Annotated in this window: 15 protein-coding genes; 7 read left to right on the top strand and 8 right to left on the bottom strand. The window is 60.9% G+C overall.

Annotated features, from left to right (window positions below):
- Position 1: 1 nt before the first annotated feature.
- Positions 2-1,495: a sensor histidine kinase gene (locus AQ996_RS06670; RefSeq protein ID WP_055252148.1), complete on the top strand. Its 1,494-nt coding sequence runs from the start codon at positions 2-4 to the stop codon at positions 1,493-1,495.
- Complete coding sequence (locus tag AQ996_RS06665; RefSeq protein WP_055252147.1) at positions 1,492-2,115, top strand: response regulator transcription factor; 624 nt, start codon at positions 1,492-1,494, stop codon at positions 2,113-2,115. The genes AQ996_RS06670 and AQ996_RS06665 overlap by 4 nt, the downstream gene beginning before the upstream one ends.
- A 191-nt stretch (positions 2,116-2,306) precedes the next feature.
- Here AQ996_RS06665 and AQ996_RS06660 read toward each other — a convergent pair whose 3' ends face one another.
- From AQ996_RS06660 to AQ996_RS06635, 6 genes are all read right to left on the bottom strand, one after another.
- Positions 2,307-3,149: a hypothetical protein gene (locus AQ996_RS06660; protein WP_055252146.1), complete on the bottom strand. Its 843-nt coding sequence runs from the start codon at positions 3,147-3,149 to the stop codon at positions 2,307-2,309.
- Between the two features lie 80 nt (positions 3,150-3,229).
- Positions 3,230-4,471, bottom strand: coding sequence for an SPFH domain-containing protein (locus AQ996_RS06655; protein WP_055252145.1), 1,242 nt, complete (start codon positions 4,469-4,471; stop codon positions 3,230-3,232).
- A 48-nt stretch (positions 4,472-4,519) separates the two neighbouring features.
- Positions 4,520-5,842 (bottom strand): hypothetical protein, encoded by a 1,323-nt coding sequence (locus AQ996_RS06650; RefSeq protein WP_055252144.1) that lies wholly within the window; start codon positions 5,840-5,842, stop codon positions 4,520-4,522.
- A 24-nt stretch (positions 5,843-5,866) separates the two neighbouring features.
- Positions 5,867-6,604, bottom strand: coding sequence for a DUF4428 domain-containing protein (locus tag AQ996_RS06645; protein ID WP_055252143.1), 738 nt, complete (start codon positions 6,602-6,604; stop codon positions 5,867-5,869).
- 256 nt (positions 6,605-6,860) lie between these two features.
- Complete coding sequence (locus AQ996_RS06640) at positions 6,861-8,372, bottom strand: nucleoside hydrolase-like domain-containing protein (RefSeq protein WP_082435562.1); 1,512 nt, start codon at positions 8,370-8,372, stop codon at positions 6,861-6,863.
- Between the two features lie 262 nt (positions 8,373-8,634).
- Entirely contained in the window at positions 8,635-9,972 is a 1,338-nt protein-coding gene (locus AQ996_RS06635; protein ID WP_055252141.1) for a prolyl oligopeptidase family serine peptidase, read from the bottom strand.
- Positions 9,973-10,462: 490 nt separating this feature from the next.
- Between AQ996_RS06635 and AQ996_RS06630 the strand changes: the two genes are divergently transcribed.
- Together AQ996_RS06630 and AQ996_RS06625 are read left to right on the top strand one after the other, a co-directional pair.
- Positions 10,463-11,890 carry a PTS transporter subunit EIIC gene (locus AQ996_RS06630; protein ID WP_055252140.1) on the top strand — a complete coding sequence of 476 codons (1,428 nt, stop codon included), beginning with the start codon at positions 10,463-10,465 and terminating at the stop codon, positions 11,888-11,890.
- 207 nt (positions 11,891-12,097) lie between these two features.
- Positions 12,098-13,417, top strand: coding sequence for a glycoside hydrolase family 140 protein (locus AQ996_RS06625; RefSeq protein WP_055252162.1), 1,320 nt, complete (start codon positions 12,098-12,100; stop codon positions 13,415-13,417).
- Positions 13,418-13,526: 109 nt separating this feature from the next.
- Here the strand turns inward: AQ996_RS06625 and AQ996_RS06620 are convergent, their stop codons facing one another.
- Positions 13,527-14,168, bottom strand: a complete 642-nt coding sequence (locus AQ996_RS06620) for a TetR/AcrR family transcriptional regulator (RefSeq protein WP_055252139.1) — start codon at positions 14,166-14,168, stop codon at positions 13,527-13,529.
- 308 nt (positions 14,169-14,476) lie between these two features.
- Here AQ996_RS06620 and AQ996_RS06615 point away from each other — a divergent pair, with 308 nt between their 5' ends.
- The 3 genes from AQ996_RS06615 (at position 14,477) to AQ996_RS06610 (ending at position 17,387) form a co-directional block, all read left to right on the top strand.
- The gene (locus tag AQ996_RS06615) at positions 14,477-15,448 is read left to right on the top strand and encodes an MFS transporter (RefSeq protein WP_253274621.1); all 972 of its coding nucleotides are present in this window, start codon (positions 14,477-14,479) and stop codon (positions 15,446-15,448) included.
- Positions 15,445-15,768 carry an MFS transporter gene (locus tag AQ996_RS10120; RefSeq protein ID WP_253274620.1) on the top strand — a complete coding sequence of 108 codons (324 nt, stop codon included), beginning with the start codon at positions 15,445-15,447 and terminating at the stop codon, positions 15,766-15,768. The genes AQ996_RS06615 and AQ996_RS10120 overlap by 4 nt, the downstream gene beginning before the upstream one ends.
- Positions 15,769-15,854: 86 nt before the next feature.
- Complete coding sequence (locus tag AQ996_RS06610; RefSeq protein ID WP_055252138.1) at positions 15,855-17,387, top strand: DUF5605 domain-containing protein; 1,533 nt, start codon at positions 15,855-15,857, stop codon at positions 17,385-17,387.
- A gap of 161 nt (positions 17,388-17,548) precedes the next feature.
- Here AQ996_RS06610 and AQ996_RS06605 read toward each other — a convergent pair whose 3' ends face one another.
- On the bottom strand, positions 17,549-18,691 hold the full coding sequence (locus AQ996_RS06605; RefSeq protein WP_055252137.1) for an IS110 family RNA-guided transposase: 1,143 nt from the start codon (positions 18,689-18,691) through the stop codon (positions 17,549-17,551).
- Positions 18,692-18,980: the final 289 nt, after the last annotated feature.

Genomic DNA, 18,980 nt, shown 5'->3' with positions numbered 1-18,980 from the left:
GATGCAGATTTCGCTCATTCTTCCCCAAATCGTTGCGCTCGATGTTGTCTTTGCCCTGGCTGCGTGCCTGCAGACGATCCACGTCCCGCTCATCGCATCGCGCCGCTCGTCCTATAACCGTAAGGTGATTTGCGCCTACGAGGCGAGCCTCGTGCTTCACCTGATGATTTCGGCGCTCATCTTGTTCGCGTCGTCTGGCTCGTATCTGGTGGCGCCGCTTGACGTTTGCGCCAGGGCAATGGGCGGAGCGCTGTGGCTCAATGCCGCAATCTTTGCCTATGGCGTGGTGCTTATGGTGCGCTATCGTCGCCCCGTCATGCTGGCCGAACTGTTGCTCGTCGCCGCCGTAACGCCGCCAATGGTTGTTGTTATGGGCTCGGCGTGGACCGTTGTCCTTATCGCGGAAGGAACGTTCTTCCTGTTCCGTTCTATCGCGGCGCTCTTGATGGACGTTCGTAACCGCCAAGAGGATATCACCGCGTTCTCGACGATCGAGACCATCAACGTGATTCCCGTGGGCATCCTGTATCTGGACCCGAGGGGCCGTCCGCTGCTCATGAACCGTTGCATGCGTAAAAACCTGGTGGAGCTTCATATGCCCACCGACCTAGGTGATATGAGCGGTACATGGAACGACCTGCGCAAGCTCAGCATGCAAATGCCCGAAGGCGGTAAGAACCGCGTGCGGATCAACCTGGACCGCTTTGGTGAGGCGCGTGCGGTGGTCGAGGTTTCTCCCGCCGAGATTCGCCTGTTTGTGTGCGATGACGTTATGGTCTCGGGCCGTTCGTTCGAGCGCATAATCGGTCTGGACGTGACAGAGTATGCGCATGCGCATGACCGTCTGGCGCAGGCCAACCACCTGCTTGAGCTTGCGGGCCAAGAGCTCCAGGCCCAGATCGAAGAAGTCAAAAAAGTTGCCGACAATGCGGCCTATCTGCGCATGCGCGCCCGCGTTCACGATGTGATCGGCCAGCGCCTATCAATCCTTCATCGCTATTTGGAGGAGGGGCGCTTGGACGACGAGTCGCTCGAGCAGATCGACCCGCTGCTGCGCTCAATCGCTGCCGATCTGCGCAGCGGGGGCGACACCGAACCGGCAGAGCAACTGGGCGATATCGTCCATGCTTTTGGCCTGGTGAGCGTGCAGATCGATGTTGAGGGTGCGCTGCCTGAGGACGCGCGTGTCGCCGCCGCCTTTTTGCAGATTATCCGCGAGGCCTCGACCAACGCCACCAAGCATGCGCAGGCGCATCGGGTCCATGTGCGCTTGTGGCAGGAGAGGACGGATGCTGACGCCGTCGCGCACATGACGATTTCTAACGACGGGTCCCCGGCCCCCGTATCGTATCGCGAGGGAACGGGAATCCCAGGTATGAGGCATGTCGCGCAAGATCTGGGTGGCAGCCTAGAGGTCCACGCCACCCCGCCCTTTACGCTTACGGTATCCATTCCGCTTAACGCCAACGACACGTCCCAAAGGAGAAGCTCATGATCCGCGTGTTAATTGTCGAAGATCAGGCCATCCTGCGCGAGAGCCTGGCGCGCTCCGTTGGCGACCAGCCCGATATGACCGTCGTTGCCGCGATCGCCGATGCCTCCGAGGCCTTGGGTGTCGCGCTCAAGGAGCGCCCGGACATGATACTGATGGACGTGTGCACCGAACACGATTCAAACGGCATCGTGGCGGCGGCACGCATCAAGGAGCAGCTGCCCGAGTGTCGCATCATTATCATGACAGGCATGCCCGAGATCACCTTTGTCGATCAGGCCCGCGAGGCGGGCGTCGATAGCTTTGTGTACAAGAACGTCGGTATCGACGAGCTGTTCGCCGTGATGCGCTCCACGCTGGCGGGTTACTGCACGTTTCCCAAGCCGCCCGAGAGTATCTTCTCGGGCACGGCGGCCCTCGACGATGTCGAGCTGTCGATCTTGCGCCTTGCCTGCGAGGGTAAAAGCCGCCGCGAGATTGCGGCCGAGCTGTTTATGAGCGAGGGCACCATCAAGCGCCGCATCTCGGAGATCCTGAGCAAGACCGGCTACGACAACATCATGCGCCTGGCCGTGCATGCGGTGACCGAGGGCAGCATCGTTCCCAACATGGAGCGCCCGTAATCGACGCGCTCACCCGTGTTCCGGCGCCGCAAAGACAGGCCGCCCACCGTTTCGCATCTAAAAACGGCGGGCGGCCTGCTTGTATGGGCAGTGCTGTCGGCATAAAGCGGCGGGGCCGCAGGATCATCTCCTGCGGCCCCGTCTGGTGTGCGCGGATGTGTCCGCCAATCCGCGGCTGATGTTACGTGCCGTTACGCGATGGTTGCGCTGTAGGAGGCAACGTCCTCGTAGGAATCGGTCAGGTAGGCGTCGATGCCGATGGTCGTATTGACCAGGTCGTCAAGGCTATCGAGCGTGCCGTTCGAGAACGTGAATTCCTCAGTGGCGTTGGTGCCGGGCATCAGGTGAGCCGAGAACCAGGGTTCCTTCATGGTGCCGTTGACGTTGGTCTTGCCGCTGGGGGCGTAGAAGGTCAGGTCCTTGTCGCTCTTGTTGGTGATGTTGACGACAAAACCGATGTCGCCCCACTCGTCCTTGAACTTCTCGGTGATGGTAATGGTGCACAGGTCGTCATCGGCAACGGTGACGGCGGGGGAGATTTCAGTCTTCTGGACGTCGTCGTCTTCGACGGCCTCGTCGATCTCTTCTTCCTTCTCGGCCGCCTCGCGATCCTTCTTCACCGTGCCGGACAGGTCCTTGTCGGACTTGGTAAAGACAAGATTGCCGTCATCCTCTTCGAGGATGAGCTTGCCGTCCTTGAGCTTCATGTCATGCGACTCGTCTTCGGCGGTGATGGTTACGGTGGTGGCGTCCTTTGCCTCCCATTTAAGGTCGACGACTTCAAGGAACAGGTCGAGGGCACCTGTACCGTCCTCATCGAGAATCAGGACGCAGTGCACACCCCAATCCTCGAGCATCTTCATGTACTCATCGGTCAGTTCTTCGCCCTCCAGGGTTCCACCCGAGAGTTCCCAGCTGCCAACGAAGTTGGCCTTGGGGTCTTTGCCGCCGCCGCTGCAGCCCGTCAGGGCAAAGGCGAGCGCAAGGACGCATGTCAGAAATGCGAGTACGGACTTTTTGAACGTTGTCTTCATGGTGTCCTCCTTTATCGAACGAAACCCATAGAAGCAAATGCGGGGGTGGCGGATCCCCCGCCAATTACCAGATAGAGGGGCTAGGGCCTGGGCGTTCCGCAGTTGCTGCAGAACTTGCCGCCGTTTTCGCTGCCGCAGTTGGGGCAGAACCACTTGGCCGGTGCCGGGGCGGGTGCGGGACTGCCACACTCGGAGCAGAACTTGCCGGTGTTGGTGGCGCCGCAGCTGCAGGTCCATGTGCCGGCCGCGTGGGCAGCGGCAGGAGCCGGTGCGGGGGCGGGTGCCGGAGCCGGCTGCGGGGCGGCCTGCTGCTGTGCCTGGCCGGCGGCGAACAGCTGGCTGGCGTTCATGCCGCCCATGCCACCTGCCATGCCCATGCCCATAAAGCCTGCCATCGCGCCGTTGGGGTTGGCCGCCGCCGCGCGCATCGCGTCGCTCTGGGCGCTGGCAATGTTGGCTGCCGCCATGGTGGGATCGCGCATGACCGCGGCTTTCTGCAGGTCCTTGATCATCTGCTCGTCCTCTTGCGAGGCGGCGATGGAGTTGACGCCAAAGCTCACGATCTCGACGCCGCGCAGATCACGCCAGTCGGCAGAGAGGACCTCGTTGAGCGCGCGGGCGAGCTCGGTGGTGTGGCCGGGGATGGCGCTGTAGCGAATGCCCATCTCCGAGATCCTGGCAAAGGCGGGCTGCAGGGCAGTGAGCAGTTCGGACTTAAGCTGGCTGTCGATCTTGTCGCGCGTGTAGCTGTCGGTCACGTTGCCGCACACGTTGGTGTAGAACAGCAGCGGGTTGGTGATGCGGTACGAGTACTCGCCGTTGCAGCGTACGGAGATGTCAACGTCCAGGCCAATGTTGTTATCGACCACGCGGAAGGGCACGGGCGAGGCGGTACCGTACTTGTTGCCAATGATCTCCTTGGTGTTGATGAAGTAGACGCGCTGGTCTTTGCCCGCGTCGCCGCCAAAGGTAAAGCGGCTGCCGATGTTGGCAAACGTCTCCTTGATGGAGTCGCCCAGGTTGCCACTGAAGACGCTCGGCTCGCTGCCGGTGTCAAAGACAAACTCGCCAGGCTCCAGCGCGATCTCGATGATCTTGCCGTTTTGCACCACGAGCATGCCCTGGCCGTCGTTGACGGCGATGACCGAGCCGTTGGAGATGACGTTGTCCTCGCCGCGCGTGTTGGAGCTACGGCCGCCGGTGCGCTTGCTGCCCTTGCAGGCCAAGACATCAGCGGGCATCGATTCGCAATAGATAAATTCCTTCCACTGGTCGGCCATGACGCCGCCGGCAGCACCCAATCCAGCTTTCAAGAGTCCCATGGTGATCTTCCTTTCTCGTCAAAGGCCGGGCGGTATTGGTCAGAATGGCTAATCGTCCTTGTCGTCCTTCATGACGACGGTGGTCTCGGTGTGGCTGAAGGTGTCGTGCTTCTCGGTCAGGTCGAGCTCGCCACAATACTCATCGGCGTGGGTGGCCTCGTTGGCCGTCTTGAGCTGGCCTACCAGCAGCACGTCTCCGATAATCACGATGATCAGCGGCGCGACGATGTTGATGAGGATGCCCTCGACATCAAAGGCGAAGTAGTCCGGATCGAAGGCGTTCCCGCCCATAAAGAGAATTTGGGAGAGAACAAATCCGATCACAAAGAACAGCACCGAGGCAATGGCGAGCTTGGGCTTGGAGCAGGGAAGCTCGCCGACCATGCGGCCGGTTTGGCCGTTCATGGCAAACAGGTAGCTCTTGCCATTCCACGAGGTGGAAAGCATCCACACGGGGAACAGGGCGTAGTTGCTGTCTTCCCAGGTGTAGTCGAGCTGCTTGCTTTCGACTGTGGCATCGTCATATTCGTCGACGACGGTCTCGCGCAGGGCCGAGATCGTACTTTCTTCCATACGACGCTCGGCGCGCGCTTTGCAGGTCTCGCAATCCTCGTCATAGCGGTTGGCGATGTAGCCGGGCATATAGGCGACCGAGAACGGGCGCAGCGCGTCGTAGTCAAACGGCTCGATGGCATCCATGTGGCCGTCGGGCATCTTGGACGATCCGTCGACGGGCACGCGCTCAAACGAGATATTGCCCTTACGGTAGGCATCGTAGTGGTCGGTGGTCGTGACGGTGCGGTCGGATTCCTCGGTTACGGTCTCGTTGGTCGCGTCAAAGTACACTTCGCCGTCAACGTGGGCGCCGTAGAGCCAAAACGGTACGTAGACGCCTTGGACCTCGTCGATGTGGTTGCCGGTGACAAAGCTCTTGGGCAGTAGGAGCTTGCCCTTGTAGTGTTCCTTGAGCGCGGTCATGACATCGTCGCGTCCGAGCTTAAACGGGATCACCAGATCGGGCGAGAAATCTCCCGAGAGCTGGCCGGGTGCCACGGCGGAGTTGCCGCAGTACGGGCAGGTGGTAACGGCGACAGTGCCATCGGACACGAGCTCGGCGCCGCACGACGAGCAGATGTAGCCGGCGTTTTGGGCCAGCTCCTGCACGGCATCATCGACAGCGGGTTTGGGAGCTGCTGCTGCGGCATCGGCTTTGGCATCGGCCTTGTCCTGGCGCTCGCGATAGAGGGCCTCGACTTCTTCGACTTCAAAACGCGAGTCGCAGTAGTCGCAGACGAGCTTTTGCTCGGCACTGGTAAAGTGAAGGGGGCCGCCACACGCGGGGCACTGATAGTTGACGCTCTCGAAGGCCATGATCGGTCCTTTCCGTGCCGGGTGCTATGCGCCGATAGCGCCGCCGCAGTATTCGCAGCGCCCGCTGGCATCGGGAATGGTGGTCGCACCGCAGAAGGGGCAGGTGACTGCGGTCTTGGGGGCCTTGGCGGCCACGACGCTGTCGCGCGTCTCCTGGCGCAGCTGCACCAGCGCGTCGCGGACCTCGGTTGCCTGGCGCTTGGCCTCGCGGTACTCGATGGAACCGCGCTGGTCGATGGTGGAGTCGTTCACGCGCAGGTTGATCTCGGTAAAGTACGGCGTGTTGACGTGGATGGTCAGATTAAAGTCGTAATCCAGGTCGTAGCGCGGCGGGTTGTAGCTCTCGCGCTCGCCGTCCTTGGTCTCGCGATAGATTTCGGTGCGATGCTCGTCGATATCCATATCGCAGCCGAGTACCTGCGAGAACTCGATGATGTCGGGATTGGCGTCGCGCCAGCGGCTCTGCGAAGTGATGATCAGCAGGCCCGCGTCTTCGTCGAGCATGATGTTGGTGCGCCCGGCAGAAAGCGTGCGCGTGGGATTGAACGACGCCAGGCGCTCGGCATTGGCCTCACGGTAGGCGAGCTGCTCGCGGATATCGTCCGCGGTGCTGGAGCGATAGCCGTGAAAGTAGGGGGAGAGCTTGCCGACGCACTCTTTGCACAGGTAGCCCTCGTTGATTTTGGTCTTGCCGAGAAGTCCCAGCTCGGTACCGCAGATCGCGCACTCTTTCTTCTCGAACATCTTGTCAAAGAAGCCCATGGCTGCCTCCCATCAACTGGTAGCGTGTGTCACTTTTGATGATGGGGGAGTGCGCGATCTTTCACGATACCCAGACGGCTCAACGAGTCTCCACAACTGGGACACATGGCCCATTTTTCCTACTCATTGGGGACGTACTCATTGGGGACGCACTTAAATGAGTGAAACTACTCATTTAAGTACGTCCCCAATGAGTGCCCGCTCGCTCGTTTGGCGCCTGGGGGACACTCTTTGTCGAATGTGGGCGTTGCCCTTGCTACGCCACGGTCACGGCAACCTGGGCGTAGCGGGTGCAGGGGCGCTCGGCGCGCGTCTGCACGGTAAGGGTGAGCACGAAGCGGTCACCGGGCTGCGCGTCGGCGGGCACGATGAAAGCGGTGTCCACCGTGCATTCTTGCCACATCGACAAATCCTGGACGCCTGCATAGCTCGATGGATCTACGGCCACATCCCAATGTGCATCGAAGCCCTTGTCGTCGGGGTCGACGATGGTTGCCGCAAGGGCGACGCGCTCGCCGGCTGCGGCGCTGCGGTCGGCCGTGGCCTCGACAACATGTGCCGGATGCGAGCAGATGGCCGGATCATGGGCGCACCATTGCGCGCGGACGGCAAAGTCTTCCTGATAGGCGCGCAGGTAGGGATTGAGATTGTCGTCTGCGGGCGTGCCGAGGGCGGCAAAACCGGCGGGCGCGCTCGCATCGGGGTGTCCATCAAGAAACATGCGGCCCAGCAGTGTATCGAAGTCGCGGTCGTCGATGCCGCGCAGGCCAAACGGCAGCAGCGGAATATAGGTCATGCTGTCGCCTTCGGCCATAAAGTCGCCGCGCTCAAACTGCACCGCGGGCATACCGTCCAGGCCCCAATCCAGGCGGGCATGCTTGCCAAACTGAAAGCGCTCGGGCTCGTTTTCGTAGACCTTACCATCGCCATAGAACATATAGCGCGCCATGAGGGGGCCGTTGCCCTGCGTGAGATTCTGCTCGGGCCAAGGAGCCTTAAACAGCGGCAGCGTATCGGGCTGAGCTGTTTTGGCGTCGAAATAGTTGCCATACATATAGGGCGTACGCCAAAAGATGAGCTCGGGAAAGAGCTTGCGCCCATGGTCGAGCCACGAGTTATCCTGCCCCACACCATCGGCAACGCCCATCACGCGCACCTTCTGATAGACCCGCTGCTGTACGGCGGGCCACTCGGGCGTGGCGCGATAGCGCTCGGCAATACTCATGAGGGCGCGAACGATCGTGTTCATACCACCCCAGCTGAGCAACCATAACGTACGCGGATCATCATCCAGAATCGCCTGCGCAATTACGCGAGACCCCTCAGTTTCCTCAGTCACATCACCCTCAAAGGCAACATTTCCCACAAACGTACGCTCGATCATCTGGGCAGGCGTGGGAAACGGCGGTTCACCGGCGGCGTCCGCATTTGCCTGCAACTGCGGCCAAGCCTGGGCATATTCATTACTCCAGAGACTCTCAATCCAATGCTCGGGAAACGGCCGATACTCACGAAGCTCGCCGGCTAGCGGATCGGGCTCATGAGGCACAACAGCCCACTCATAAGAGCGCCGCCCTTTGGTCCGCCAATGCGAATTCACCTCGCCGAGCGTATGAACCCCATCCCCAAGAAAGTGATACTGCGAAGCCGTATACACCACAGCCTGAACATCAAGCAAGTTGAGATACAGAGCCAAATGAACAAGTGAGTTCATATCATCGACTTCCATATCAGTGGTAACAATCACCCGAGTCAACTTCTGGGACATAGGAACAGCTCCAATCAAAATCAATTCAGCCAGTTACGCGCAAGGCAAGACAGGACCCATGCCCCCATCGCCACCGACCCGGCGGCCCGCTAGAAGCGGCCGGCCAGGGTCACAGCAACGTCAACGCAGCGGAGACCGGGGTTTAGTCTTGCAAACATTCCGCAGGGGGCATGGGCAGGCGCAGCGCGAAGCGCAAAGCGCCAGCCCATGCATGCCCGAGGACGTTTGCGAGACTAAACCCCGGTCCCCGCGATGGGAGGGCTTAGCGGTCGACCCTGGCCGACCACTCCCAGCAGCCCACCGGCTCGCCGTCGATGAGTACGTTGCCCCCGTCGAAGTCTTGATAACACAGGTCGTTGAATTGGTGGATCCACACGCCGTGGTTGAACGTCTTCTTGGCCGAGCCGTCGGCCTCGCGATACACGCCGGTCAGGTCCTCGACATGGCTAAAGTAGGTGAGGTGCACGTTGGCGCCGGCATCGCGCAGGCGCGCCGTGAGCGGCAGCACGGTCTGTTGCGGTGACACAAGCTCGTCGCCCTTGGAGTGCGTAAACCACAGCGGCGTCTTGGCGAGCGCGGCCACGTCCTCGTCCGTGGCGTTGTACCACGGGGCGCAGCAGGGAAGGCCCGCGGCGAAGAAATCGGGGTAGTCGGCGCACAGGCGCAGGGTCATAAAGCCGCCGTTGGAAAGACCGGCGACCACGATGCGGTCGGTGTCGATGCGGTCGGCATGCTCGGCGACAAACTCGTCGATAAGCGCCTTGAGCACGGGGGAGTAGATGCTCTGGTTGGAGTGACCGAGCTGCTCGACGCCGTTGTCCATCCAAAACGTGGGCGACTGCGGCACGAGCACCCAGGCGAAGCCGCCAAAGTAGCGCTGGATCTGCGCCTGGCTAATGGCTGTGACGCGGTTGCCGATATAGGCACGCGTGGCGCCTTCGCCTTGCGTGGTGCCCTTGCCCTCGCCGGCGCCGTGCAGATACACCACGAGCGGGGCCTTTTGGGGCACAACCGTTGCCTCGGGCGCAAAGGGGTTGAAGCATGCTGAGTCCTCGGCCTTAAAGCTGGGCTCAAAGAAGCCGTATTCGAGCGCGATGCCGTCGACGGCGGTCTTTTGTGTGGCGTTGCTCCAGCCTTTGAGCGCGGGGCAGATATCGCCACGGCAGGTGTCGAAGACCAGGCCGCAGGTGGGATCGTCGCCGTCGTTGCCGGGAAGAGCTGTGAGCTGCGTGATGCGCAGCTGGTCATCGAGCATGCGCGAGCCCATGACGCCGCCTTCGATGGTCTTGGTCAGGCGCTGCTCGGCGACCTCGAGCGCCACATGGGTGCCCACGGCGAGCTTACGTCCGTTCTCGTCGCACGGATATGCGGCGAGAATGTCGATGTAACCCGCGGAGGGCGCGGCATGGTCGGCGCCGCGCTCCTTGCGCATCAGGACCTCGCCCGTGCGCTCGTGACGCTCTACATATATATGGAAGGTGCTTGCGTCGATATCGTTGGCGCGCACGGTGCAGGGCAGGTCGAGTACGACCTTGCTGATCCAGGGGCCAAAGTCGCCCAAGGTGGTGACGGTTGCGTAGGTACACGATTTGAGTTCCATGAGCTGCCTCCCTTGTGCCGCCAACACGAAACATAAGCGGCAATACAATATAAACATGTTTAGTTTAATCCAGAATTGCAGAACAAGCAGATAAACTCGGTAAACGGCAAAACTGAACACGCAATGAACCACTAAACATATGTTTACTAACTTCTAGCAGGGCTTCTGCTGATGAGGTAACAGGTCAGCGAGGTGTTTATCAAAATAAAAGCCCACGTAAAGAGCTATATATGAATAGATGGCCAAAGAGACCATCTTCTGCCATTTAAATACGCTCACCCCCGATTTCCTACCGTTCACCGGACTTCAGACGGCAAAATTGCCACAAATGAGGCGCTCCGTGTAAACTAAAGCCTGTAAACGTTCAGTAAACACCTTGTTTACAAAAGCGTATCCAAGGGTCCGGCAACCGTAAGGGGTTATAGTCGCCGGGCCAAAGGCGTGCTTAAGCCCAAGGGGGCTGGCACACGAAGATATGGGGAGGGGTCCCATGGCAGTAGATAACAAGCAGATTGCCACCGATGTCCTCGAGCTCGTGGGCGGCGCGGAGAATGTTTCCGTTGCCACCAACTGCATGACGCGCCTGCGTCTGACGCTCAAGGATAACAGCAAGGCCGACGTGGAGAAGATCAAGAAGGTCAAGGGTGTTCTGGGTTGCCAGTTCGCCGGCAGCCAGCTCCAGGTCATCATTGGCCAGAACGTGCCCAAGGTGCTCGCCGAGTTCGTCGCCATCTCCGGCGTCAAGCAGGGTGAGGCCGTCAACGAGAACCTCGATGCTCCCAAGGAGAAGTTCGAGCTCAAGAACCTGCCCAACATCATCCTCGACTATCTGTCCGGCTCCATGACCCAGCTCATCCCACTGCTCATGGCTGGCGGTCTGTTCCGCACCATCGCGGCCGTCCTCGGCCCCACCATGCTCGGTGTGCTCTCCGATACCGATCCGACCTATACGTTCCTCTACACCACGCTGTACGAGGCCACGTTCACCTTTATCCCCATCTACCTGGGCTATGCCGCCGCTAAGAAGCTCGGCGCCTCTCCGGTTCTGGGCATGCTCCTCGGCGGCGCTCTCATGGCCCCGTCCGTCGTGAGTGTCGCGACTCAGGAGGGTGGCGGAATCATCTCCGTCTACGGCATCCAGATTGCCGCTGCCAACTACCAGCAGTCCGTCCTGCCGATCATTCTCTCGGTGCCCGTCCTGTACTTTGTTGAGAAGTTCTTTAAGAAGGTCATGCCCGACGTGCTGTCCACGGTCTTCACGCCGTTCTGCACCATGATCGTCACGATCCCCATTGCCTTCATCGTCCTCGCTCCGATCGGCAACGAGATCGGTACGCTGATCGCCAACGCCCTCTTCGGCCTTGCTGACCTTGGCGGCATCGGCATCCTGATCGTCATGGCCATCCTCGGCGCCTTCTGGCAGCTCTTCGTGGTCTGCGGCATGCACATGCCCGTCATCCTGCTCGCTCAGGTTCAGATCATCGCTGCCGGCTACGATCCCTTCGTCTTCGTTTCCACCAACTGCGCTATGGCCGCCGTCTGGGGCTGCGCCTTCGGTGCCTTCCTCAAGATGAAGAACCCCGACGAGAAGTCTCTCGCCATCGGTTACGTCATCTCCGCCATCGCCGGCGGCGTCACCGAGCCCGCGCTCTTCGGTATCCTCATGCGCTTCCGTCGCACTATGCTCGGCATGTTCATCGGCGGTGCCATCGGCGCTGTGTTCTCCGGCCTCATGGGTGTTACCTACTACCTGGCCGGCGGTGCCTCCAACTTCCTAGTCTTCACCAACTACCTGCAGGGTGGACAGATGAACACCGTCTGGGCTATCGTCGGTATGGCAATCTCCTTTGTCATCGCAGCAGCCGTCGTCTTTGCCACTGGCTTCTCCAAGGAGGAGCTCGCCGAGATGGAGGCCTAAGGCCAAGCCATTCGGTCTAAAAAGACCCCTACACGACAGGGCCCCGTCAGGCGTAAGCCCGGCGGGGTCTTTTTTGCAAGGTAGACTGATTGGGGGCGGATGAGATCCGCCCGCGAGGGATTGCCAAGTGCCGAGGGCTTTCGCGCGGGGCTACCGCGAAAGCCCCCGGCGGTTCGCAACTCCTTTGTCAAACGAAAGGACATGCAGATGAGTTTGGGAAAACTGACCGTTAACGGTCGCCAGGATGGCTTCTTGTGCGACGACAAGCCGTTCTTTTGGTTTGCCGATACGTGCTGGAGTGCATTTACGAGCATTGCCGAGGACGACTGGGACTACTATCTGACTCGCCGCGCCGAGCAGGGCATGAACGTGCTGCAGGTCAATACCCTGCCGCAGTGGGACCGCTGCCTGCCCGACCTGGGCATCTGGCCCTACGCGAGCGAGGATGGCGTGCACTTTGACTGGAGCGCGCCCAACCAGGAATACTGGGACCGTGCCCGCCGCATGTGCCAGGCGGCCGTGGAGCACGGCATTCGCCCGGCGCTCGTGCTTATGTGGTGTAACTACGTGCCCGGTACCTGGGGCTCCATGATCGCCGAGCGCACTGGCGCCGAGGTCATGCCGCGTTCCGAGGTGCGCCGCCATGTGGCGCGCGTGGTGGAGAACCTGGGCGAGTTCGACCCCGTCTACGTGGTGACGGGCGACACCGACTTTGCCGGTGACGAGGCGATTGCCTATTACGAGGACGCGCTCGACGAGGTTGTCAAGCGCGCGCCCGAGGCGCTGCGCACCATGCACATCAACCGCGCCAACCGCACCATACCGGCGCAGTATCTGGACCGTTTGGACTTTTACATGTTCCAGCCCGGCCACAACTACGAGGGCCAGCCCGAGGCTTGGCGCTTGCCGCAGGACTTTATCGCCAACTATCCCAAAAAGCCGATGGTCAACTCCGAGCCCTGCTACGAGCAGATGGGCGCGAGCCGCAACGTGTACTGGCGCTTTACCGCGCAGGACTGCCGCGCGAGCGTGTGGTCGAGCATTCTGGCTGGTGCTTCGGCGGGCATCACCTACGGTGCGCACGGCGTTTGGAACTGGCAGACCTCTCAGAGCCGTGGCAGCGTCCTGGGCGAGGGCTTTGACATGCCGTTCCGCTGGCAGGAGTGCCTGCAGTTTGCGGGCGTGTGGGACTTTGGCCTGATCGAGCACGTGCTGCGCGGCCTGGGTGCCACGGCTGGCGACGACGCGGCGGCTGTGGTTCCGGCGCAGGAGCTGCTCGATGACGCGCGCGAGGCCATCCGCGTGGCCCGCGTGGGCGAGCGCGTGGTGGTCTATCTGCCGAGGACCACGGCCGTCAAGCTCAAGCTCGAGGGCGGCGTCACCGCCTGGAATGCTGTGGCGTTTGACCTGGAGACCAAGCGCGTTGCCAACCTGCCGGTTGCGTCCGTCGACGGGGACGGCGAGATCCGCGTGGCCCAACACCCCTTTGAGCACGACGCGCTCCTGGTGGTCTCACCTGCAAAGTAGCGCGCAGCCCCAACATAACCAATGGCAAAAAGGCCCGAGCGCTGTCTCGGGCCTTTTTTATATCGACATAGTCGTTACGGTCGGTGATGGCAATCACGTACCGCCGCTCTTAGCGGTAGCCCTCCCAGAGGGGAAGGGGAAAGAGGATGTCCTCAAACTTGGACCACTCGGCGGGATAGTCGATCTCGTCGGGTCGCGCCACCCAACGGCCTTCCAATCCATACATCGCGGCCAGCGCGCACGAGAGCGCCTCGTTGGCGTCGACCCCTTCGGGAACGCTCCAGTTGCCACCGGGCTCGGGCTCGATAACGCCGCGCGAGCGGTCGTTGAAATACTCATGCAGCGGGCTCTCCGGGCTCATGGCCTCGGTGTTGAGCATCTGGAAGAGCATGACGAGTTCGGGCTGGTTATTGTTTTCTGCCACGATCAGGCGGCAGTATTCGGGAATCTTGGGTCTCTGGTCCTCAAATGCCCCGCCAGGACGAAAGAGGGAGAGGTAATCGTCGCAGGTTGAGCTGCGGTCGTAATAGTGACGGATCACCTCGACCAAAAGCCCGTGCTTGCTGCCCACATAGTGCAGCACGCCCGCCTGGGTGATGCCCACCTCATCGGCTACCGCCTGAAGCGACATGCCGTTAAAGCCTCGCGCGTTGATAAGCCGCACTGCCGCCGAGACGATTTGGTCAAGGCGTTCCTGCGCTGCGGCGCTGCGCTTCTTTGCCGCGGGTGTGGGAGTTTTCTGAGTGTCCATATAAATCGCGCTGCCTTATTTAGGGCGGCTCGAGTATTGCCGCCAAATGCCTTTTGTATACCCCCCATAGCTTACCTCAGCCGTTCAGCGGCTCAAAACAACCGTTTACCGCTCTTATTGCTTACTAAGTACTTAGTAAGCGTACTATACAGGTCATGGAAGTTACTAACTAGTTAGTAAGTAACGCCCAACAGACGCTCGCGAGCGGCCGTACCCCATTCCACGGCCGCCGCATCCAGCGGGTTTGACCCCTTGACCCTTGGTGCACGGGCGCCCTCGCGCATTCCATCACAGAGAGGATCTATCCCATGGCAAATCAAACCGCCGCAGCGATTGACGAGAACGCTATCGCCCCCGACACCGGAAAGCCCATGACCAAAACCGAGACATGGCGCTTTATGATCGGTTTTATTATCTTTGGCGTTATGTGGATGATGTCGGGCACGATCGGCTCCAACGTCTTGTTCCCCGAGCGTTTTAACGGCCTTAATATTGGTCAGCCCGAGGCAATTCTCGCGGCGATGAACTCGGTCGGTTCAATCTTCGCCCTGTTCTCAAATCTCGTTTTCGGCGCGCTTTCCGACCACTGCCACAGCCGCTTTGGCAAGCGCACACCGTTTATCGTTCTCGGCGGTTTTGTCTGCGGCTGTGCTTTCTGGAGCACTTCGGTCGCGACCACACTTCCCATGATCGTCGCCTCCTGGTGCGTGCTGCAGATTGGCCTCAACTGCATGCTTGCCCCTGCTGTTGCCGTGCTTTCCGACCGCATTCCGCTTAACAAGCGCGGCACGCTCTCCGCATTCTATGGCGGCGGTGCAACGGCTGGCCAGTCGATTGGCACCATCATCGGTACGCAGTTCCTCTCCAACCCAGTTCCTGGCTTTATCATCGGCACGGTCTCTTGGCTGCTGACCGGCATCCTCGCCGTCATCATTTGGCCGCGCGAGAAGTCTGCCGCTCTTGACGAGGGCGAGCAGTCTGAGAAGCTCAATCTCAAGTCGCTGCTGCTCATGTTCGTTCCGCCCACCAAGAACTGCCGCGACTTTTATCTGGCGCTCTTTGGCCGCCTGCTCCTCATCTTCGGTTACTTCTGCATCAACGGATATCAGCTCTACATCCTCGAGAAGTACATCGGTCTTCCCGTGGCAGAAGCCGGCGCCGTCCTCTCCTCCATGTCCGTCGTGATCATGGTCGTGTCGCTTGTCGCCTCGCTTACTCCGGCGCTATCTCCGACAAGATCGGCCGTCGCAAGCCCATCATCCTCGTCGCAACGATCATGATGTGCATCGGCATCGCTCTGCCCTGGCTGCTTAAGTCCGTTATCGGCATGTACGGATTCGCGCTGCTGGCCGGACTTGGTTATGGTATTTACTCTTCCGTCGACCAGGCGCTCAATGTCGATGTTCTGCCCGATAAGGAGAACGCCGGCAAGGACCTGGGCATCCTCAACATCGCCAACACCATCGGCCAGATCCTTGGCCCCATCGTGACCTCGGCAATCGTTGTCGCCACCGGCTCCTATTTCATGGCGTTCCCGATCTCCATCGTGCTCATCGCCGTGGGCTATGTGTTCATCATGCTCATCAAGAACGCCAAGTAATCCGTCGCTCTCTTTCCTTCCGTCGGGCAGCGTTCGCGTTGCCCGACGGACTCCGACTATTCAATCGCTTAACTTGGAGGCTTATTATGACCACCGTCGAGCAGTACAAGGTGTTTAAGCTCGAGCTCACGGGCACCGCGGCCGGCAATCCCTATGTCGAGGTCGAGCTGTCGGCACGGTTCGCCCGCGCAGATGGCCAGGACAGCTTTGAGGTCCATGGCTTCTACAAGGGCAATGGCTGCTACCGAATTAACTTTATGCCCGAGAGCGCCGGCGTCTGGAACTACGCGGTGAGTTCCAACGACCCCGAGCTCGATGGTACCGCCGGCTCTTTTGAGGCCGTGCCTGCCACGGGCGACAACCATGGTCGTGTGCTGCTGGCAAAAGACGTGCTTGCCCACGACGCTCCGTTCATTACCGACGAGGATTCCAACTTTGCCTACGAGGATGGAACGCGCTACCTGCCCTTTGGCACCACTTGCTATGCCTGGACCAACCAGGATACGGCCTTGCAGGAGCAGACGCTCGAGACGCTCGCCACCTCTTCGTTCAACAAGATCCGCATGTGTGTCTTTCCCAAGTTCTACGACTATAACGTTGAGGACCCGGCGATGTATGCCTACGAGGGCGAGAAGGGCGATTTCGACCATTACCGCTTCTATGAGCCGTTTTGGGAGAACCTTGAGCACCGCATCGAGCAGCTCGACGAGCTGGGCATCCAGGCGGACCTCATCGTTTTTCATCCGTACGACAAGCCCGAGGACTGGGGCTTCTCTCGTATGACGCGCGAGGAGGATGTTTTCTACCTGACGTATGTCGCCCGCCGCTTCTCGGCATACAAGAACATCTGGTGGAGCCTTGCCAACGAGTGGGATCTTATGCCGTGGAAGCCGGCCGAGGACTGGGATCGCTATGCCCGCATCATCATGGCGAACGACCCGTATGGTCATCTGCGCAGCATCCACAATTGCCGTGAGATCTTTGACCACAGCCATCCGTGGATTACGCATGTGAGCTACCAGAGGTGCGACCTTAAGAACACGGCCGAGGACGTTACCACGCTGCGCGCGCAGTATAACAAGCCGGTTTTGATCGACGAGGTCGGCTATGAGGGCAACATCAACTGGGGTTGGGGCAACCTGACCGCTCAGGAGCTCGTGCGTCGTTTCTGGGAGGGCAGTTTACGTGGCGGTTATGTGACCCACGGTGAGACCTACGTCGACCGCGGACCCAAGCTGTGGTGGGCGCACGGCGGCAAGCTCTACGGCGACTCGCCCGAGCGCATTGGCTTTTGCCGTCGCTACATGGAGGCGCTGCCGGCCGATTTTGACTGGGTGCCCGATGAGGTCGGTATCCTTGACGGTACGTTTACCTGGGATGTCACCTGCATGTCCAACGACCATGGCCGCGGGACTGCCGATGTCCTTATGTACTTTGGATTCAACCGTCCGGCGTATCGTGAGTTTGAGGGCGAGTCGGGCGCTCGATACAGGGTGAGTGTCGTGGACACATGGGGCATGACGGAGGAGGAGCTTCCCGGAACCTTTGAGGGCAAGTTCCGCATCGATCTCCCAAGTAAGCAGTATATGATGCTTCGCCTGACCAAATTAGAGGCGTAAAACAGAGATAATCGGCTCCGGGCGTGACTTGCTGCACGACCACCGCAGGGGGTGTTCCTATAGTTTTGTCAACTGGGAAATGCTCTCCGTGCGACCGAATCGCGGCATGCTGACGCCAAGCCATTAGGCCGGTGGGCTTCAGTCTGCTCGGTGCGTTTCGGCTAGGCTGCGTAAGGCACCCTGTCTCGCATGACCGCGTAGATGACCTTCAGTCTCTTTCGCGCCAGCGCCTTGAGCGCCTTGCCGTGCGACATGCCCCGCTCTCGGCACCTGGTGTAGTAGTCGCCCCATCTCCCCTCTGTCCGGGTAAGGCAGTTGCATGAGAATATGAGCAGGTTCTTCAGCCTCTTGTTGCCTTGGCGCGATGCCGTCACCGAGGAGATCGAGGTTCCCGACTGGCGGTTGCGCGGCGCCAAGCCGCAGTACGACGCGAGCCTGTCGTGACTGGGGAAGTCTTCGATGTCGATGGAGATCGCAAGCTCGGAAGCGGTTTTGGGGCCGATCCCCGGCACCGTCAGGAGGCATCGGTAGGTATCGTCGCCCTCGAGCAGGGCGGAGATCTCCGCCGTGATCGCCTCGATCTCCGCCGAGTTCTCGGATATCCTGCGCGCGAGCAGCCTCACCGCCCGGTCCTCGGCGGCGATGGCCGACGCATCCGGCCTTGTCGAGGAGGCCGTCGAGCGGACGAGGGCCTCGATCTTACCGCGCGCCGCCCCACGCGTGAGCGCCGCCGCCCTGCGGGGCCCGGCGTCGGCCACCGACCAGGCCCCGCCGAGGGATGCCATGAGCCTCAGCTGGGACCCGCCGGACAGGTCGACCAACGCCTCGAAGGCGGGGCACGATTCCAGCAGGATGCTGCGCAGCCGGTTCTTATTCCTAGTGTTCTCGCAGGTCAGGAAGTTCCTCTGGGCGGCCAGCGCCCTCGCCGCCGCGACCGTCGGGCCCGGATCCCCGACCGGCAGGAGCGCGTCGGGGATGCCAAGCGCCGTCTTCGCGATGACCATCGCGTCCCGCTCGTCGGTCTTGGCGTCGCCGGCGAAGAGCCTGGCGGCCCCGTGCGCCGCGAGTCCCGGCAGGTACGCCGCCGACATCCCGGCCGCCCTGGCGCGGGCGAGCGCGAGGGCGCCTATGTTGCGCGACTGGTCGACGACCACGAGCGCATCGGGGAAGCGGCCGAACAGCGAGTCCAGGTCGCCCTCCCTGTTCGCGACGGGGGCGCTCAACAGCACCTCGCCATCTCGAGTCGCGACGCATGCCCAGTGGGACGATTTCCCGACATCGAGCCCGATGACGGCTTCCGGCATTCTAGGTGGTGCCACGGTGTTATCCTCCAATCGGTAGGCCGATCGGAACCCCTCCCTGCGACACCCACATTACCTGGCCGTGGCGCTTGCGCCCGGCAGTTTCCTATCAGTCGTCCGGAGCGGCGAGCGCCCCCGGTGGCAACACCCCCCGGGCCCTCTACGGGGCAGGGGCAGACGGCCATCCGGAGGCGCCCGATCGGCGGCCCCTCGGGGCTTGCCCGTATCGTAGGCAATGCGCCGAATGCTCGCCATCGAAATTTATCGGTGGCCCACTTCAGACTGTAATGGG

The organism is Collinsella aerofaciens (assembly GCF_001404695.1).
Taxonomy (GTDB): domain Bacteria; phylum Actinomycetota; class Coriobacteriia; order Coriobacteriales; family Coriobacteriaceae; genus Collinsella; species Collinsella aerofaciens_E.
This window is presented reverse-complemented; position numbering and strand designations above follow the sequence as displayed.

What these genes read in the sequence shown, in the direction of transcription:
- AQ996_RS06605 (WP_055252137.1), bottom strand. Translation starts at nt 18,691, where the DNA reads ATGCCGGAAGCCGTCATCGGGCTCGATGTCGGGAAATCGTCCCACTGG.
- AQ996_RS10120 (WP_253274620.1), top strand. Translation starts at nt 15,445, where the DNA reads ATGATGTGCATCGGCATCGCTCTGCCCTGGCTGCTTAAGTCCGTTATC.
- AQ996_RS06640 (WP_082435562.1), bottom strand. Translation starts at nt 8,372, where the DNA reads ATGTCCCAGAAGTTGACTCGGGTGATTGTTACCACTGATATGGAAGTC.
- AQ996_RS06655 (WP_055252145.1), bottom strand. Translation starts at nt 4,471, where the DNA reads ATGGGACTCTTGAAAGCTGGATTGGGTGCTGCCGGCGGCGTCATGGCC.
- AQ996_RS06670 (WP_055252148.1), top strand. Translation starts at nt 2, where the DNA reads ATGCAGATTTCGCTCATTCTTCCCCAAATCGTTGCGCTCGATGTTGTC.
- AQ996_RS06660 (WP_055252146.1), bottom strand. Translation starts at nt 3,149, where the DNA reads ATGAAGACAACGTTCAAAAAGTCCGTACTCGCATTTCTGACATGCGTC.
- AQ996_RS06625 (WP_055252162.1), top strand. Translation starts at nt 12,098, where the DNA reads ATGAGTTTGGGAAAACTGACCGTTAACGGTCGCCAGGATGGCTTCTTG.
- AQ996_RS06650 (WP_055252144.1), bottom strand. Translation starts at nt 5,842, where the DNA reads ATGGCCTTCGAGAGCGTCAACTATCAGTGCCCCGCGTGTGGCGGCCCC.
- AQ996_RS06610 (WP_055252138.1), top strand. Translation starts at nt 15,855, where the DNA reads ATGACCACCGTCGAGCAGTACAAGGTGTTTAAGCTCGAGCTCACGGGC.
- AQ996_RS06645 (WP_055252143.1), bottom strand. Translation starts at nt 6,604, where the DNA reads ATGGGCTTCTTTGACAAGATGTTCGAGAAGAAAGAGTGCGCGATCTGC.
- AQ996_RS06630 (WP_055252140.1), top strand. Translation starts at nt 10,463, where the DNA reads ATGGCAGTAGATAACAAGCAGATTGCCACCGATGTCCTCGAGCTCGTG.
- AQ996_RS06665 (WP_055252147.1), top strand. Translation starts at nt 1,492, where the DNA reads ATGATCCGCGTGTTAATTGTCGAAGATCAGGCCATCCTGCGCGAGAGC.
- AQ996_RS06635 (WP_055252141.1), bottom strand. Translation starts at nt 9,972, where the DNA reads ATGGAACTCAAATCGTGTACCTACGCAACCGTCACCACCTTGGGCGAC.
- AQ996_RS06615 (WP_253274621.1), top strand. Translation starts at nt 14,477, where the DNA reads ATGGCAAATCAAACCGCCGCAGCGATTGACGAGAACGCTATCGCCCCC.
- AQ996_RS06620 (WP_055252139.1), bottom strand. Translation starts at nt 14,168, where the DNA reads ATGGACACTCAGAAAACTCCCACACCCGCGGCAAAGAAGCGCAGCGCC.